Origin of the sequence: Maribacter litoralis, from assembly GCF_902506355.1 — a bacterium.
GTDB classification, from domain to species: domain Bacteria; phylum Bacteroidota; class Bacteroidia; order Flavobacteriales; family Flavobacteriaceae; genus Maribacter; species Maribacter litoralis.
This window is the reverse complement of the sequence record NZ_LR733271.1, coordinates 1294984-1311720: the sequence shown is the minus strand read 5'-3', so window position 1 is coordinate 1311720 and position 16737 is coordinate 1294984. Positions and strand designations below refer to the sequence as shown.

At 37.2% G+C, this 16737-nt stretch carries 16 protein-coding genes; 6 read left to right on the top strand and 10 right to left on the bottom strand.

What is annotated here, in order from left to right; all coding sequences use genetic code 11:
* Nucleotide 1: 1 nt before the first annotated feature.
* Nucleotides 2-1405 carry a TolC family protein gene (locus tag EXIGUO8A_RS05395; RefSeq protein ID WP_159302262.1) on the top strand — a complete coding sequence of 468 codons (1404 nt, stop codon included), beginning with the start codon at nucleotides 2-4 and terminating at the stop codon, nucleotides 1403-1405.
* 57 nt (nucleotides 1406-1462) lie between these two features.
* The gene (locus EXIGUO8A_RS05390) at nucleotides 1463-2074 is read left to right on the top strand and encodes a thioredoxin family protein (RefSeq protein ID WP_159302260.1); all 612 of its coding nucleotides are present in this window, start codon (nucleotides 1463-1465) and stop codon (nucleotides 2072-2074) included.
* Here the strand turns inward: EXIGUO8A_RS05390 and EXIGUO8A_RS05385 are convergent.
* The 6 genes from EXIGUO8A_RS05385 to EXIGUO8A_RS05360 form a co-directional block, all read right to left on the bottom strand.
* Nucleotides 2057-2785, bottom strand: a complete 729-nt coding sequence (locus EXIGUO8A_RS05385; protein ID WP_116771243.1) for a hypothetical protein — start codon at nucleotides 2783-2785, stop codon at nucleotides 2057-2059. The two genes, EXIGUO8A_RS05390 and EXIGUO8A_RS05385, sit on opposite strands and share 18 nt — an antisense overlap.
* A 67-nt stretch (nucleotides 2786-2852) precedes the next feature.
* Entirely contained in the window at nucleotides 2853-3563 is a 711-nt protein-coding gene (gene truB, locus EXIGUO8A_RS05380; RefSeq protein ID WP_159302258.1) for a tRNA pseudouridine(55) synthase TruB, read from the bottom strand.
* A gap of 23 nt (nucleotides 3564-3586) precedes the next feature.
* The gene (locus EXIGUO8A_RS05375; protein WP_058104916.1) at nucleotides 3587-4384 is read right to left on the bottom strand and encodes an undecaprenyl-diphosphate phosphatase; all 798 of its coding nucleotides are present in this window, start codon (nucleotides 4382-4384) and stop codon (nucleotides 3587-3589) included.
* The gene (locus tag EXIGUO8A_RS05370) at nucleotides 4385-4648 is read right to left on the bottom strand and encodes a DUF3098 domain-containing protein (RefSeq protein WP_159302257.1); all 264 of its coding nucleotides are present in this window, start codon (nucleotides 4646-4648) and stop codon (nucleotides 4385-4387) included. It lies immediately after the preceding gene.
* Nucleotides 4649-4657: 9 nt separating this feature from the next.
* Entirely contained in the window at nucleotides 4658-5536 is an 879-nt protein-coding gene (locus tag EXIGUO8A_RS05365; protein WP_116771240.1) for a cell division protein FtsX, read from the bottom strand.
* A gap of 62 nt (nucleotides 5537-5598) precedes the next feature.
* A complete protein-coding gene (locus EXIGUO8A_RS05360; protein ID WP_159302255.1) occupies nucleotides 5599-7470 on the bottom strand; it encodes a T9SS type B sorting domain-containing protein in 1872 nt (623 codons plus the stop codon).
* A 117-nt stretch (nucleotides 7471-7587) separates the two neighbouring features.
* Here EXIGUO8A_RS05360 and EXIGUO8A_RS05355 point away from each other — a divergent pair, with 117 nt between their 5' ends.
* The 4 genes from EXIGUO8A_RS05355 (at nucleotide 7588) to EXIGUO8A_RS05340 (ending at nucleotide 13699) form a co-directional block, all read left to right on the top strand.
* Nucleotides 7588-8448 carry a UbiA family prenyltransferase gene (locus EXIGUO8A_RS05355; RefSeq protein ID WP_159302253.1) on the top strand — a complete coding sequence of 287 codons (861 nt, stop codon included), beginning with the start codon at nucleotides 7588-7590 and terminating at the stop codon, nucleotides 8446-8448.
* Nucleotides 8449-8530: 82 nt separating this feature from the next.
* Nucleotides 8531-11509, top strand: a complete 2979-nt coding sequence (locus EXIGUO8A_RS05350; protein WP_159302252.1) for a leucine--tRNA ligase — start codon at nucleotides 8531-8533, stop codon at nucleotides 11507-11509.
* Between the two features lie 258 nt (nucleotides 11510-11767).
* Nucleotides 11768-12868, top strand: a complete 1101-nt coding sequence (gene ald / locus EXIGUO8A_RS05345; RefSeq protein ID WP_159302250.1) for an alanine dehydrogenase — start codon at nucleotides 11768-11770, stop codon at nucleotides 12866-12868.
* 135 nt (nucleotides 12869-13003) lie between these two features.
* Nucleotides 13004-13699, top strand: coding sequence for a zinc metallopeptidase (locus EXIGUO8A_RS05340; RefSeq protein WP_159302249.1), 696 nt, complete (start codon nucleotides 13004-13006; stop codon nucleotides 13697-13699).
* Between the two features lie 69 nt (nucleotides 13700-13768).
* Here the strand turns inward: EXIGUO8A_RS05340 and EXIGUO8A_RS05335 are convergent, their stop codons facing one another.
* From EXIGUO8A_RS05335 to EXIGUO8A_RS05320, 4 genes are all read right to left on the bottom strand, one after another.
* Nucleotides 13769-14275 (bottom strand): ferritin, encoded by a 507-nt coding sequence (locus tag EXIGUO8A_RS05335; protein ID WP_116771235.1) that lies wholly within the window; start codon nucleotides 14273-14275, stop codon nucleotides 13769-13771.
* 108 nt (nucleotides 14276-14383) lie between these two features.
* Nucleotides 14384-14698: a hypothetical protein gene (locus tag EXIGUO8A_RS05330; protein ID WP_116771234.1), complete on the bottom strand. Its 315-nt coding sequence runs from the start codon at nucleotides 14696-14698 to the stop codon at nucleotides 14384-14386.
* 39 nt (nucleotides 14699-14737) lie between these two features.
* Nucleotides 14738-15208: an Lrp/AsnC ligand binding domain-containing protein gene (locus tag EXIGUO8A_RS05325; protein ID WP_116771233.1), complete on the bottom strand. Its 471-nt coding sequence runs from the start codon at nucleotides 15206-15208 to the stop codon at nucleotides 14738-14740.
* 138 nt (nucleotides 15209-15346) lie between these two features.
* Nucleotides 15347-16720 carry a saccharopine dehydrogenase family protein gene (locus EXIGUO8A_RS05320; RefSeq protein ID WP_159302248.1) on the bottom strand — a complete coding sequence of 458 codons (1374 nt, stop codon included), beginning with the start codon at nucleotides 16718-16720 and terminating at the stop codon, nucleotides 15347-15349.
* Nucleotides 16721-16737 lie beyond the last annotated feature (17 nt).

The window sequence follows — 16737 nt, the reverse complement described above, 5'->3', positions numbered from 1 at the left end:
GATGAGAAGCGTTTTTTTCTTTTTCTGTTTATGTGTCAGTTTTTTTGCATCGGCCCAAAATGCAGATACTATTCCGTTGGGGTTTAAGGAATATTTGGGTTATGTAAAAAAGTATCACCCAATTACCAAACAGGCCGAAATGGTTATGAGTGTTGGTCAAGCCAATCTTATGAAGGCCCGTGGTGGGTTCGATCCCAAAATATCGGTAGATTATTCAACAAAGGAATTTAAGGGAACCGAATACTATGATCTTTTAAATTCTACATTTAAGATTCCTACATGGTACGGCATAGAATTAAAGGGGGAATTTGAGCAATACTCGGGTGAATATTTAAACGCGGAGAGAAATGTGCCGGATGACGGACTCTACAGTGCTGGGGTAGCCCTTTCCTTAGGTCGCGGTTCTTGGATCAACGAGCGTATGGCCACTGTGAAAAAAGCCAAAATTTTTAGGGAGCAGTCAAAAGCGGATAGGGATTTGTTGGTCAATCAAATTTTATTCGATGCTTCTTTGGCATATTTCAATTGGCTGCAAGCCTACAGGAATAGTTTACTGTTCAATGATTTTTTAGAAAATGCTAAAGTAAGACTAGAAGGCGTCAATAAAAGTGCCGATGCAGGTGAAATTGCCGCCATTGATACTGTAGAAGCTAAGATTGCCGTGCAAAATAGAGCTTTAGAAAGAGAACAGGCGAATGTAGTTTTGCAAAACGCACAATTAGAGCTCTCCAACTTCTTATGGATGGGAGAAAATATTCCGATGGAATTACAACCAGGTGTGGTGCCAGATCTGTCGTTGGATGTAGAGATAGATCAAGCGTTGGAAATTTTAGGAAAACCGTTGGATAGTTTTCAGCTAGAGAATCATCCCAAATTAAAATCGCTAGGATATAAAATAGATGGTTTGCGGGTAGATAAGCGATTAAAGACTAATAAGCTCTTGCCTAAAATAGACGTGGAATACAAGTTTATTACAGATGAGCCAGAGTATTTAAACTCTTTTGAAACGCAAAACTATAAAGGCGGATTGAATTTTGAGTTGCCTTTATTTCTTAGAAAAGAACGAGGGGATCTTAAATTGGCAAAATTGAAATTACGGGATGCACAGTTTGAAATGGATAATGCCGAGGTGCAAATACAGAATAAGATTTTGGCTATCTATAATGAGTTGGCCTCTTTTGAAAATCAGAACATATTGATTGATGATATTGTTGCCAGTTATGAAGCGTTGTTGGCTGCCGAAGAACGAAAATTCAGTTTCGGGGAAAGTTCGCTGTTCTTGATAAATTCTAGAGAATCTAAATTGATAGATGCAGTTTTAAAGCAAAATCAGGTAGAGAACAAATATTTTAAAGCTAAAGCAAAGTTGTTCAATAGTCTAGCTGTCAATCCTGAAAATTTGTAAGTAATCTGTTTTTACTGCTACTAATGTGGTCGATCAAAATGTGAAAACATAAATATTATGGAGTTGTTACAGGAAGATAGTATTGCAGAAGGATTAAAAAATAGTTTTAGTTACATTGAATATAGGACACTGGTTTCAGAATTAGCTGAAAAAGGAGCATCTACAGGTCCTGAACAAACCGAGGCATTATCTCAATACACGCAATTGAACAATAGTCGAATGCGTAGATGGGACAAGACCTTGAAGTTTACCGATGAGGTCATTCAAAAGATTAAGGCTGTTGACCAAAAAGTTTCATGGGTTGTATTATCTGAAAGTTGGTGTGGAGATGCCTCGCCTGCACTACCTGTAATGCATAAATTCACCGAGATAAATCCTAATATTTCTTTGTCAATAATTCTTAGGGATGAAAATTTGAATATAATGGATCAATTCTTGACCAATGGAGGTAGGTCTATTCCGAAATTGATAGCCATAAATGTGAAAGAAAATAAAGTTGTGGCCACATGGGGGCCTAGGTCTAAGAAAGCTACAAAACTGGTGGAAGATTACAAGACAGCGTATGGCAAGTTAACGCCGGAATTTAAACGAGATCTTCAAATCTTTTATAATAAGGATAAAGGGCAAAGTATTATTAAAGATTTACTAGAATTACTTCCCTTGAAATAAATAGGTAATTGTGCCTTTTTGCGTGTCTTTTTCAGAACTGTTGAAACGTGCTTTTAAGGCGTATTTTATAGCGTTTTCAACCAAACATCCGTTAGATGTACCTGAGCTTTTAGCGTTAAAATCAGCTTCGGTAACATAACCTAGGGCATTTACTTCAATATTAATGACAACTTTACCTCCTTCGATACAAGTATATATTGGAGGCGGTAATTTATAGTTATTTCTGTCAACCAATGAATAGGATACAGATGTTCGTCTGGCTGCAAGATTATTGGTGAATTCTTTTTTCTGCGCTTCTTTTTCTCCTAAAAGCTGTTTTTTTTCCTCTCGCTTTTTGGCTAAGGCCTTAACCCTTTCAGAATACCCGGTGTCGTTATAAATGCTTTCGGTAGGGTCACCGTCGCTCATTTCACTACGTTCTTCCATTAACTCTTCTAAAGTCTGTAATGGCTCTGGGTTGCCGTAACTAGGTTTTGCAGTTTCGTTAAAGGCTAAATGACTTTTAATAGGGTCAGATGCTACTTGTTCTTCCAAAGGTTCTTCTTCTTTCAGAATTTCTTCCAAAACTTCTGGGTCCATCACCATTTCAACAACATAGTCTTCGTGAGTCTCTTCTTGGCCGCCAAACTGAATACCATACAATACCAACACTACAATAGACAAGCTAAAGATAGTGGCAAGTAGAGATAATTGTTTTCTGTTCAGTTCCATGAATATATAACCTTAATAATACCAAAATATTTTAGAAGATCGATAAATGACAAGCAATAGTTTGTGGCTAGTTTTCTTCTGAACCTAATAATATATCGGCAAAGACCAAAGGGTCTTGAGCATTATCTACGTTAAAATCACCTATTTTGGTTCTTCTTAATGCAGTTAAATGTGCACCAGAATGTAATGCTTTTCCAAAATCATGTGCCATAGACCGTATATAAGTACCCTTGCTACATGCAATTCTGAAATGGACATTTAATTTGTCAATACTGGTAATTTCAAAAGCGCTTACATGTACTTTACGCTTAGGTATATCAACGGTTTTGCCTTCTCGTGCCAACTCATATAAACGTTTGCCATCTTTCTTTAAGGCAGAAAAAACAGGCGGTGCTTGTTCAATGTCACCTGTAAATTGGGCGGTTGTTTGTTGGATCAGTTCCGGGGTAATATGTTCAGTGCCGAAGGTTTCGTTGATTTCTGTCTCAAGATCATAAGAGGGTGTTGTACCGCCTAAGGTGATGATACCGGTATATTCTTTTTCTTGACCTTGGTATTCGGTAATCTTCTTCGTGAACTTACCGGTACAAATGACTAAAAGTCCTGTCGCCAACGGGTCTAGAGTACCTGCGTGCCCAATTTTAAATTTCTTTAAACTGAATTTTTTTCTAATCGCCCATTTCAATTTGTTGACCGCCTGAAAAGAGGACCATTCTAGAGGTTTGTCGATCAATAATACCTGACCGTTTAAATAGTCTTCTTTGGTCAAATCTTGCATGTATAAGGGGTGTTTTTTAAGTACTACGGATTAGTAAATCCGTATATAACGGCAATCAATCCTACAATAAGGCAATAGATGGCGAAATAGGATAGCTTGCTTTTTCTTACCAATTGGATCATCCAAGTACAAGCGGCAAGTCCGGCAACAAAGGCTGCAATGAAACCAGCGCCCATGGCTACATTATTTTCTCCATCAAAAGTTAAATCGCCACTCATAAGGTCTTTTGCAATTTTTCCAAAGATCAATGGTACAACCATTAAAAAAGAAAACCTAGCCGCTTTAGATTTATCCACCCCCAAAAGAACGGAAGTAGAAATAGTAGCACCGCTACGTGAAATACCGGGTAACATGGCTATCGCTTGTGAGATGCCAACAATAAAGGCATTGCCAAAACTTACTTTTTTATCTGTATCCTTGGCTTTGTCGGCGAAATATAAAAGTACAGCGGTAATGATCAGCATAAAGCCTACAAATCTAATGTTGCCACCAAAAAAGGCTTCTAATTGTTCTTCAAAAAAAAGACCTACAAAAACAGCAGGTAACATGGAAACTATGATTTTAGCAGAGAACTGACTTTCTTCGTTCCATTTAAACTGAAACAATCCACTTATAATTTCCCAAATATCTTTTCTAAAGACAACAATGGTACTTAGTGCCGTAGCAAAGTGGAGAACCACGGTAAACAATAAGCTTTCTTCTTGCACGGAGTTGTCTCCTAAAATGGCTTTCCCCAATTCTAAATGACCACTTGATGAAACAGGTAAAAACTCGGTCAATCCTTGTATGATACCGAGTATAATAGCATCTAAAGTATCCAATTAATCTTTCTTTTTATGCGGGTTCAACAAAATGGCATATATCTCTATACCCAAGCCAATAAGTACTAGAGTAGGGGCAAGTCTAATTCTTCTAAAATTAAATATTTCAGGATTGAATACATTAGGGTCGTCACTTCCACCACCGCTCATTAAAATAAAACCTAATGCAATACAGGCAAGTCCAATGAACATGAACATGTAATTTTTCTTTTGAAAAATAAATTCCTGTTTAGGTTGCTGTTCAACTTTGTTCTTTTTACTCATGCCGCAAATTTAATAATATAATTCGTCCGTTCTAAGATTTAAGAAACGTTGGGTAGCGAAATAGGTGCTAATGAAAGAAATAAGTATGCCTAATAGAAAAACACCAACAAATAAGGTGATTAAAATATAAGGTTCTTCTAAAAGTCCTAAATCCTCAAAATTGGTATTTACATAGTATACAACACCACCTATAGCTAATAATGCAATGGTTGCGCCGATCATACCCAATTTAATATTTTGCCAAATAAAAGGTTTACGAATAAATGTTTTGGTTGCGCCGACCATTTGCATGGTTTTAATGATAAATCTTTTTGAGTAGATAGATAACCGAATAGAGCTGTTGATCAACAATACCGCAATAAAAGTAAAAATTGCACTGGCTACTAAAATCCAAAATCCGATTTGTTCTACGCTTTTTGCGACCATGCTTACCAATACCCGGTCATAGCTAACTTCATCGACGAAACTTTTTTCAGAAAGTGTTGCGGCAATCTCTTCTACTTTTTCCGCGGTTACAAAATCTGCGTTAAGCTTTACATCTATAGAGTTTTTAAGCGGGTTGTAACCTAGGTAATCCACAAAATCCTCACCAATTTCTTCGCTATGCTGTTTGGCAGCTTCTTCTTTAGAAACATAGGTTGAAGACTTGGTGTACTCTGACATTGCCAAAGTTTTTTGAAGTTGTTCCACTTCAATTTCCTTGGTGTTTTCTTTTAAAAATACAGAAATAGTAATCTGCTCTTTAGAACGATCTGCCATTTTTTTGGTATTCAAAACCAATAATCCTAATATACCTAATAGGAACAAAACCAAAGCAATACTCAGCACCACAGAAAAGTAAGAGGAGATAAGTTTGCGTCTTTGGTATTTTTCGAAAGAGTTTGCCATAGTGCTTAAAAGTGCAGTAAAAATAGCAAAGTAAAGTTAAATGGAACTTAAAAAAATAAGCCTTAACGTTTTAAACTAAAGTGACCCTTAAATTGGGAGGAATCTGCCTTAATAAGATACCAATAATCATCTTCTGGCATTTGTTCACCTTGAAAAGTACCATCCCATGAAGTCGAATCTGAATTCCCGAATTTTAAGAGCTTGCCATAACGGTCAAAAATAGATATGGCTATGTTGCTAAAGACTTCTAATCCGTCAGGTGCAAAAGTATCATTGAATGTATCGCCATTGGGTGTAAAGAATTTAGGAATGACCAAGTGATAAAAATCTTCTGAAACTACGCCACAATCAGTGTTGTCTTGTACATAAATGGTATAGAACCCACCTTCAACGGCATCGAATATGGGGCTGGGTTGAAAAGAAATTCCGTCTAATGAATATTCAAAATTACCGGTATTCATTGTAGCGACCAATATTGATGCGCCATCAGATTCAATTGTATCTATTATTGGTAGGTCTATCTGCTCTACATTAAAATTACGCATGGCAGAACACCCATTGGTATTCGTAATCAGAACATTGTATTCGCCGGCTGCGGTTGCATTGATTTGCTGGGTAGTTTCGCCGGTGTTCCATAGATAAGTAGCATCTTCCACTTCTGCATCTAAAGTTGTAAAAGAATCTTCACATAAAAATGTGCTCGTGTCATCTGGTACTATGGGTAGCGGGTTGACAGTTAAGGAAACAGCTGTTCTAGTTGTAGATGCACATTCAATTGCTGTGGAATTTGCTTCTGCGTAATAAGTACCACCAACACCAATTTCTAAGGTATTGTTTTCTGCCAATACTAAATTACCGCCGATCTCTGCATCATACCAATTAACAATATAGTTGCTTTGTGTGCTTACGGATAATGTGCCTAATTCTCCTTCGCAAATTATGATATCGCCATTGCTTGTAGGTGCATCTGGTAAAGGTAAGACGGTAATATCAAAAACATCTGAGACGACATTACAAAGGTCGTTGTTGATATTGACCGCATCTTCTGCAATTTTTGTTCTAAAATAGGTAGTGGTCGTTACGGCAGGGGTATTTAAAACCGCACTATTTTCCCCTGTAATATCTGTCCACGTTTGCTGATCTGTACTTTGTTGCCATTGGTAAGCATGGGTACTGAAAACAGACGAATCAGGTGTAGCGGTAAGGGTTCTTGAAACACCGCCTTGAGTTTCGCAGACCACTAAGCTGGCTTCATTATTTGAGGTTGAAACGGTAACATTATCTCCACAAGTTCTAAATAAAATATCATCTATGGCAAGGTCATTGCCACAACCGCCGTTACTATTGTTTCTCATTTTTAAAATGACCGATGTTTGTCCTGGTTCGGTTTTGAATACCAAAGCATACTGGTCCCACTCTGTGGTGCCGGTATTGGTAATGTTTCCGGTGTCACCTTGGGCAAGCAAGTTTGAATCCGTTTCGTCCCAAATTTGAAAACGAACATTTACCGGTATGCTATTGCCTTCGCAACTGTTTGCAGGTTGTAGGTTGATTAGCCACGAAGAAAATTCATAAGTGGTATTTTCACATAAACCGGTAACTTCACGTTGATAGAACTCCCCGGCAGTAAAACTGGCATTGACGATAAAGGCTTTACCATTGGTGTCTCCTGGGGTATGATCTTGTAGGGAAAGCCAATCAAAGTAATTTGTTGTACTAGTTATGGTGTAATCGCCATCATTAGGAGTGCCAGTAGTAAATTGATATGAAGTAGTGCCTGCCGGTAATTCCGGTCCATCAGTAGTGCCAGCCCCAAAATCTTCAGTAAAAATGGGGTCGCCAGAATTTCCTCCGCAAAAACCTAATTGTGCTTGCAATGAATTTATGCAGTAACACGTTAGTAGAATAGTGAGTATAAAAAATCTAGAGTACATCATATTTACTGGTTAAAGATATACTTTTTACTACGATGTATAAATAATCTTAAATCATGATAGAGTACCGATTTTTGGATTAGTGTTTTTACGAAAATTATAACCTAATTTTATCAGATGTTTAGTTTATTGGATTTAAAAATATCCAGACCCGGACTTTGGTTTCCTACAATTTGGATTTATTTAGTTCCTTTTGCGAATGAGGTAGATTTTTGGTTGAATGTTAATTTTTGGCTCGGACTTTTCTTTGTCACTTTCCCATTAAATTATTTGGTCTACGGTCTAAACGATTACAATGATATAGATGCTGATGCTGTTAACGCTAGAAAAGGAAATTTTCTATTTGGTGCAAAAGCTTCAAGGTCACAACTAAAAGGTGTACTTACTAAAATTACAATTCTCACATCCGTGTTTGTAGTTGCGTTCACTTTTATATCCGGATTTAAAATGTTCTTGCTTCTGCTGTTTATGGTCGTCGTAAATATCCTTTATAATTTTAAACCGTTCAGAATAAAGGAACGACCTCCTTTTGAAATACTAATTCAGGTAGGGTATGTAGTTACCGTATTCTTTTCAACAGAACTAAATAATTTAGAAACGCTGCCATGGCAAACATTGGTGTATTTGTCTTTGTTTGCATTTCAAGCACACATTGCGGGCGAAATAATGGATATGTATCCAGATTTAGCTTCGGGCAAGAGAACAACCGCTACATTGATAGGACGAAATAACTCAAAACTACTAATGCTCTTGATATTGGTATGCGAATCTGTTTTGGTTTGGTATTGGTTTGAAGATGTGGTGTTGGCATCATTTCTAGGTCTCTTTTCTGCATTTATGATATTAGATATTTTAGTGGTATTTAAGGGCAGGGCGTATACATTGCCAGAAATGAAATTGTTTGGTTATCTCATAAACATATCTGCATTGGCATCTATGCTTTGGGTACTCTATAGTGGTAAATTATTGATGGTTTAACCCAAAAGTATCAACGATGTTATTCTTTCGCTTTTAGCAGAATAAACCTATTTTTGCGGCTTACAGAAAAGAAGTAAAGATCATGCAATACAATTTCAACGAAATTGAAGCCAAATGGCAAAAATACTGGGCAGAAAATCAAACATTTAAAGCGGAGAACGATTCTGATAAAGAAAAATTCTATGTGTTGGATATGTTTCCTTACCCTTCTGGTGCAGGACTCCATGTTGGGCATCCGTTAGGGTATATTGCAAGTGATATTTATGCACGATATAAGAGGCATAAAGGTTTTAATGTATTGCATCCGCAAGGCTACGATTCTTTTGGTTTACCGGCAGAGCAATATGCCATTCAAACAGGTCAGCATCCTGCAATTACTACGGCAGCCAATATCAAAACTTATAGAAGGCAGTTAGATCAATTAGGTTTTTCTTTCGATTGGAGCAGGGAAGTAAGAACTTCTAGTCCCGAATATTACAAGTGGACACAATGGATATTCATACAGATATTCAATTCGTGGTATAATAAAGATACCGATAAGGCAGAAGATATAGAAACCTTGATTTCGAAATTTTCTTCGGATGGAAACGCCAATGTGAATGCCGTATGTGATGATGATATTGAGACATTTACAGATGATGAATGGAAAGCGTATTCTGATGTTAGAAAACAAGAAATTCTTTTAAAATATAGATTAACATATTTGGCGGATACTGAGGTAAACTGGTGTCCTGCACTAGGTACGGTATTGGCAAATGACGAAATCGTAAACGGAGTATCAGAGCGTGGTGGTCACCCAGTTATTCGTAAAAAAATGACTCAATGGAGTATGCGTATATCTGCCTATGCACAACGTTTGTTAGATGGGTTGGATAAAATAGATTGGCCACAACCTTTAAAAGATTCGCAAACCAATTGGATTGGAAGAAGTCAGGGAGCTTCAGCTATTTTCAATGTTAAGGATCATGATGAAAAAATAGAGGTATTTACAACAAGACCCGATACCATTTTCGGAGTCTCTTTTATGACTTTGGCTCCTGAGCACGAATTGGTTGGTAAGATAACTACGGCGGAGCAAAAAGCTGAGGTAGAGGCATATATAGAAGCAACTGCAAAGCGTTCTGAGCGTGATCGTATGGCAGATGTAAAAACCATATCGGGTGCATTTACAGGTGCTTATGCAGAACATCCATTTACCAAAGAACCTATTCCTATCTGGATTGGAGATTATGTATTAGCGGGTTATGGAACAGGAGCTGTGATGTCCGTTCCATGTGGTGATCAGCGCGATTATGATTTTGCAAAACATTTTAATATACCAATCCCTAATATTTTTGAGGGAGTGGATATTTCTGAAGAGGCATTTGCCGATAAGGAGAAGACTGTTATTGCTAATTCTGATTTCTTAAACGGATTACCATACAAGAAAGCAATGAAGCTGGCTATCTATGAGTTGGAAAAAATTGGACATGGCGAAGGAAAAATAAACTATCGTTTGCGCGATGCCGTTTTTAGTCGCCAAAGATATTGGGGGGAACCTTTCCCAGTGTATTATGTAGACGGAATGCCGCAGATGATTTCTCCAGAACATTTACCAATTGAGTTACCCGAAGTGGAAAAGTACTTACCTACTGAAACCGGTGAACCACCATTAGGTAATGCTGAGGTTTGGGCATGGGATACCGTTGCAAATAAAGTTGTCAATAATAGCGAGATAAATAATACCACAGTATTTCCGCTAGAGTTGAATACCATGCCAGGTTGGGCAGGTAGTTCACAATATTTCAATAGATACATGGACCCGCATAATAGCGAAGAGATATTCTCCGAGAAAGCTATTAATTACTGGCAAGATGTAGATTTATATATAGGTGGTAGTGAGCATGCAACTGGTCACTTATTGTATTCTCGTTTCTGGCAAAAGTTCATGTTCGACAAAGGTTTGGTGCCTAAAGATGAATTTGCTAAAAAGCTTATTAATCAAGGGATGATTACGGGGACTAGTGCTTTTGTGTATCGATGGGATTATTCCGTTAATAATAATAGTGAGGTTAAGAGAATTCCAATTTTTGTTTCCTCGAGCATTGCTAAAAAAATGCTAGATGAGTCATTGTTACTTGAAGATTTAATTCCTGGCTACGAATCACTTCGTGAAGTAATATTCAAAAACCATCAAGAGAATAGAGATGAAAAAGGAATACTTAAAATCTCGGATTCTTCGAAATCTATAGCTAGAATTCATGCTGATGTATCATTGGTTAATGCTTCCGATGAACTTGATATTGAAGGTTTTAAAAAGTGGAGAGATGAATATGCTGGTGCGGAATTCATTACGGAAGAGGATGGTTCTTTCAAAGTAGTTCGCGAAGTCGAGAAAATGTCCAAGTCCAAATACAACGTTGTAAATCCCGATGCTATTTGTGAGGAATATGGGGCAGATAGCTTGCGTTTGTACGAAATGTTCTTAGGTCCGTTAGAGCAATCTAAACCCTGGAACACGGCAGGTATTACGGGAGCACATGGATTCTTGAAAAAAATGTGGCGTCAATACCATACTGGTACAGATGGTGCATTTGTTGTTTCTGAGGAGGAGCCTTCTAAAGAATCATGGAAAACATTACATAAGACCATTAAAAAGGTAGAAGAAGATATTGAGAATTTTAGTTTCAACACATCCGTATCTACATTTATGATCTGTGTAAATGAACTTTCATCACAAAAATGTGTAAGCAGAAAAGTATTGGAGCCATTGGCAATTTTAGTGTCTCCTTATGCACCTCATATTGCAGAAGAATTATGGAGCAAGTTGGGTCATACAACATCTATAGCTACGGCGCCTTTTCCGAAATTCGAAGAAAAGTATATTAAGGAAAGCGATAAGGAATATCCAATTTCTTTTAATGGTAAAATGAAATTCACCATGCAATTAGCTTTAGACTTAAGTAAAGATGAAATAGAAGCAGCGGTTATGGCACATGAAAAAACACAACAGCAACTTGCGGGTAGAACACCTAAAAAGGTAATTGTTGTACCTGGCAAGATTGTGAATATCGTCGGTTAATTCTTCGGTTTTAAAAACAAGAAAAGAGGCAATGAAAATTGCCTCTTTTTTTTGTTTAATTATTCGTTAAAGATGTTTCTGGTTTTTAGTGTTATATTGAATGATTAGGTATGAAATTAAATATACCCCTTAAAAAATAGGGGTGTGTTAGCTGTAATATGATAATTATATCAAGTAACCCCTATGTTTTATCGATTTATTGTTTGATATATGTATAATTAGTTTCAATTTTGCACCTTAATATAAAATGATAACATCATGATCGTTGGTATTCCAAAAGAAATCAAAAACAATGAAAGCAGGGTAGGTATGACACCGGCCGGAGTTTTCGAATTGGTAAAGAACAACCACAAAGTATATGTACAATCAGATGCCGGTGAAGGCAGTGGATTCTTTAATCAAGATTATCAACAAGCAGGTGCTATCATTTTAGATACCATAGGTCAGGTTTACGCCATGAGTGAAATGATCGTAAAGGTTAAAGAGCCTATTGAAGAAGAATATGATCTAATCCAAAAAGGGCAAATTCTATTTACATATTTCCATTTTGCATCTAGTGAGGCATTGACCAAGGCAATGATCAGGCAAAAAGCTATTTGTATAGCCTATGAAACCGTTGAGGATGAAGAGGGTACATTGCCACTATTAACGCCTATGTCTGAGGTTGCCGGTAGAATGGCCATACAACAGGGAGCGAAGTATTTAGAGAAACCTGTTAAAGGTCGTGGAGTACTCTTGGGCGGTGTTCCCGGTGTTGCTCCCGGTAAAGTTTTGGTATTAGGTGCTGGTGTAGTGGGTATACAAGCTGCTAAAATGGCAGCAGGTTTAGGAGCTCACGTTACTATACTTGATATTAATATGAAGCGCTTACGATATGTAAACGATGTAATGCCGCCACATGTGGTTACAGAGTTTTCAAATGAGTTTAATATTAGAAGGTTAATTAAAACGCACGACTTAATTATTGGTGGAGTGTTGTTAAAAGGAGCGAAGGCTCCCAATTTAATAACTAGGGATATGTTAAAGGAAATGCGACCAGGCACCGTCATCGTAGACGTTGCTGTTGATCAAGGTGGATGTGTTGAAACTACTAAGCCTACAACGCATGAAGACCCAATTTATATAATAGATGATGTGGTACACTACTCCGTAGCTAATATGCCAGGTGCGGTACCGTATACGTCAACTATGGCATTAACCAATGTAACCTTACCATATGCATTGAAATTGGCTAATTTAGGTTGGGAGGCAGCCTGTGCTAAAGATACATCTTTAAATAAAGGATTGAATATTGTAGAAGGAAAAGTTGTATATCAAGAAATAATTGAAGCTTTTGGTTGGGAAGAGGTCGTAGCCTAATCTGTACAATTTGTCAGTAAAATATGCCCCGTCATATCCGAAAGGAATTTGGCGGGGTTTTTGCTTTTAAATATCTAGATTCTAATTTAAGAATGAATCTTTAGTATATTTAATCGATTTAAAATTTGAAAAATTATGATGGGATATTATATATTGATCGGAGCAATAGCTTTGGTCAGCTGGTTAGTTAGTAATAAATTAAAGAGCAAGTTTAAGCATTATTCAAAAGTCCATTTGCAAAATGGGATGAGCGGTGCTGAAATTGCAGAAAAGATGTTGGCGGATCATGGTATACGCGATGTAAAAGTGGTTTCCACTGCGGGTATGCTTACAGATCACTATAACCCTGCCAATAAAACCGTAAACTTAAGCGAAGGTGTTTATAATCAAAGAAACGCTGCTGCTGCTGCGGTTGCAGCCCATGAAGTTGGTCATGCCGTACAGCATGCTCAAGCATACGAATGGTTAGGTATGCGATCTAAATTAGTACCGATTGTTAGTGTAACATCTAGCATGTCTATGTGGGTCGTATTCGGTGGATTAGCGTTAGGAGCCGCCGCCGGCGTAGGGTTTGGCTATTGGGTAGCTGTTGCCGGTCTTATAATGATGGGTTTGGCAACATTGTTCAGTTTTGTGACCTTGCCTGTTGAATATGATGCAAGTAATAGGGCATTGGCATGGTTAAAGAACAAGAACGTAGTTACTCCGCAAGAGTACAAAGGTTCTGAAGATGCATTGAAATGGGCGGCACGTACCTATTTAGTGGCTGCAATTGGTTCTTTGGCAACATTGGTATACTGGGGACTTCAAGTATTCGGTGGCAGAGACTAAGATTAAAGTATAACAATAAAAAAGGGAGTCTACATTGTAGACTCCCTTTTTTATTGTCGATAAAGCTATCTATTTAATACGCTCATCAATTAATTTGAGTGCAATACCTTCTCTGCCTATAACGTCAAAAAGGTCTAGAATGTCTCTCATGGTTTTTTCTTCTTCAAGTTGTTCTTTAACAAACCACTGTAAGAAGTTCTCAACAGCAAAATCTTCTGTTTTCTTAGCCTGGGAAATTATTTTATTGATCGATTTTGTTACTGCAATTTCTTGCTCTAAAGCAGTTTCAAAAATTTCCTCTAAAGAAGAAAAGTCATGGTTGATATTTGATATTTCTGGGGAAATAGCATTACCACCACAATCGTTGATGAATTTAAAAATTTTCATCATGTGCTCACGTTCCTCATTTGCTTGACGGTAAAAAAATTCTGCACTACCCGTATATGAATGCTGATCACACCATGATGCCATTGCTAAATAAGATGAAGAGGCTTTGCCTTCCATTTGTATTTGGTCATTAAGGGCATCTAAAGAAGTGACCTTAATACTCATGTTTAATCTCGCGATATCTTTCATTTCTCTTAAAATTTAGTATAAAAGTAATGACTATATAATGAAATATAGTATCTGCGCCTCAATTTGAATTTAATTTAAGACCAATTATAAATAAGAAACACGGTGGGTTTATGAAGTAGTTGCAATATGGTCTACATCTAACGATATAAAACTATATTCGACCAAAGATTTTAAGTCTAACAGCTCAACGGTATTTAATACGAATAAATGTTCTTTGTTGCAAAGCATCAGTACTTCAAATCCGTGTTTGTTGAGGTCGGAATCAAAGTGTTCTTCAATTGAAATGTTTCGCACTTTGCTTCTCAATGCCAAAAACTGGCAAAAAGATAATTTAATGGTCTTTTGGTTCATGTCAAGATAATGACACTTCTCCTTATCCGATTGATAAAGGGTATAAAATTTAGATTGAAAAACCACTTTCATGGGATCAAAGCTAAAGCTTATTTAGATTAAATCAAAATATTAAATTGTGATTTGCCTATCAATTTGTTGTGCCAAAGAAATAAAGGTTTCTGTTCTTGAGACGCCTTCTATTGCTTGAATTTCCTTGTTCAAAACCTGCATAAGATGTTCGTTGTCACGACAAAGAACTTTAATCAGTATTGACCAGTTGCCAGTAGTATAGTGGCATTCCAATACTTCGGGTATTTTTTCTAACTGCTTAACCGCCATTGGGTTGCTCATTGCTTTGTCTAAATAGATGCCTATATAGGCCATTGTGGTGTAACCTAATGATTTTGGATTGACAATGAATTTAGAGCCCGATAATAATCCTGATGCTTCTAGCTTTCGTAAACGTTGGTGTATGGCAGCACCTGAAATACCGATACTTCTAGCAATTTCAAGCACGGGTTTACGGGCATCTTCCATTAAAAATCGTAAGATTTTTTTATCGATTCCGTCAATTTTAGCCAAAGAAGAAGATGTTTTCATGTTTTGTTAAATCAATTACCTCAACCTAGCGGTTAGAGGTATGTATTATTTTAAGGCAAGCCTTAAGTAATAGAATTCTCAATGAGGGTTTAAAACATAAAAGTACTTATTTGCTTTCAATATGTTAGTTAAAATAACCTAGGTAACTACAGAATTGGGGTTGTAACCTAAATAGGGCACTTCATATTCCTTAAAATTAACGCCGTAAGATTCCAATTCTTTCAGAATAGGTTCGTATACCTCCTTTGAGATAGGTATTTGAACCCCTGGTGTAGTTATTTCGCCGTTTAAAATTTTTAATGCTGCCATGGCAACCGGTAAACCTACGGTTTTTGCCATTGCGGTAAAGGTTTGGTTCTCTCCGGTTACCACCAGTTTAGAATCTATTTGTTTCTTTTCCCCGTTCAATTCATAACCGAACTTATGGTACATAACGATCATATCTTTTTCTTCTGCCTTAAGTGTCCAGCTGTCTTCAAGAATTTTCTGTAGTGCTTGTGCAGGTGTAGCATTTGGTATGCCTATAACTCGGGTTTGGTCAAATATGTTGAGCTCTATTAATTTGTCCCATCGAATATCATCTTGGTCCAATTTTAAATAATGTCTAAGCTTAAGTTCTACAGAATCGGTTGGGGAATACGGTAGAAAGAGGTTGATGAAATCTCTATAGCTCATGTTTTCTGAGTTTTCTATAGTATAGGTATCATCTGTAACTCCTAGTTGTATAAACATATTCCATGCCTTTGAAAATCCTACACGACGCATGGTTCCCCTGTAAATTGTTAATGCATCTTCTAATTGATAAGCTTCCCGATAGTTGAGAGAATCTCTATTGGCATAGCCTTCAAATCTTCCGTAGCCTTCAATTTCAAAAAACTCGGTTCTTCTAAATAAGCGGTGGTAAGGTATATATTTATAGGTGCCTTCTTGTATAAATTTTGCGGTTCCTCCTTGCCCTGCTAGTACCACATTTCTTGGGTTCCAGGTAAATTTATAGTTCCAAAGGTTATTGTCGTGTTCAGGCGCAACCAATCCGCCACAGAAAGATTCGAAAAGAATAATTTTGCCGCCCTTGTCACGAATACGGTCAATTACTTGCATGGCGCTCATATGGTCAACGCCCGGATCTAAACCAATTTCGTTCATAAATACCAGTCCCGCATCCTTTACTTTTGAATCTAACGCCAGTAAATCAGCACTTACATATGATGCTGTAACCAAATGTTTTTTTAATGCTATGCAGTCTTCTGCTACCATGATATGAAAACGGGCAGGTAGCATAGAAATAACTATGTCCGCTTCTGCTATAGAATTCTTTCTATCTGTTTCCTTAAAGATATCCAAACCAATAACCGTACAATGTGTATGGTTCGAGATTGATGATGGTATAGTGGTCGGGTTGATGTCGCCAATGGTAATTTGCAGGTTTTCTGATGCTGCTTTGCCCAGTAGATAATCTAATAAGTAAGAAGTAGATTTACCAGCGCCTATAACAAGAATTTTTCGCATCATACGATTTCAGTATTTTT

Coding starts and splice junctions, on each gene's coding strand:
- EXIGUO8A_RS05330 (WP_116771234.1), bottom strand. CDS start 14,698: ATGAAAGTGGTTTTTCAATCTAAATTTTATACCCTTTATCAATCGGAT.
- EXIGUO8A_RS05335 (WP_116771235.1), bottom strand. CDS start 14,275: ATGAAAGATATCGCGAGATTAAACATGAGTATTAAGGTCACTTCTTTA.
- EXIGUO8A_RS05365 (WP_116771240.1), bottom strand. CDS start 5,536: ATGGCAAACTCTTTCGAAAAATACCAAAGACGCAAACTTATCTCCTCT.
- EXIGUO8A_RS05320 (WP_159302248.1), bottom strand. CDS start 16,720: ATGATGCGAAAAATTCTTGTTATAGGCGCTGGTAAATCTACTTCTTAC.
- EXIGUO8A_RS05360 (WP_159302255.1), bottom strand. CDS start 7,470: ATGTACTCTAGATTTTTTATACTCACTATTCTACTAACGTGTTACTGC.
- ald (WP_159302250.1), top strand. CDS start 11,768: ATGATCGTTGGTATTCCAAAAGAAATCAAAAACAATGAAAGCAGGGTA.
- EXIGUO8A_RS05355 (WP_159302253.1), top strand. CDS start 7,588: ATGTTTAGTTTATTGGATTTAAAAATATCCAGACCCGGACTTTGGTTT.
- EXIGUO8A_RS05385 (WP_116771243.1), bottom strand. CDS start 2,785: ATGGAACTGAACAGAAAACAATTATCTCTACTTGCCACTATCTTTAGC.
- EXIGUO8A_RS05390 (WP_159302260.1), top strand. CDS start 1,463: ATGGAGTTGTTACAGGAAGATAGTATTGCAGAAGGATTAAAAAATAGT.
- EXIGUO8A_RS05325 (WP_116771233.1), bottom strand. CDS start 15,208: ATGAAAACATCTTCTTCTTTGGCTAAAATTGACGGAATCGATAAAAAA.
- EXIGUO8A_RS05340 (WP_159302249.1), top strand. CDS start 13,004: ATGATGGGATATTATATATTGATCGGAGCAATAGCTTTGGTCAGCTGG.
- EXIGUO8A_RS05350 (WP_159302252.1), top strand. CDS start 8,531: ATGCAATACAATTTCAACGAAATTGAAGCCAAATGGCAAAAATACTGG.
- EXIGUO8A_RS05395 (WP_159302262.1), top strand. CDS start 2: ATGAGAAGCGTTTTTTTCTTTTTCTGTTTATGTGTCAGTTTTTTTGCA.
- truB (WP_159302258.1), bottom strand. CDS start 3,563: ATGCAAGATTTGACCAAAGAAGACTATTTAAACGGTCAGGTATTATTG.
- EXIGUO8A_RS05370 (WP_159302257.1), bottom strand. CDS start 4,648: ATGAGTAAAAAGAACAAAGTTGAACAGCAACCTAAACAGGAATTTATT.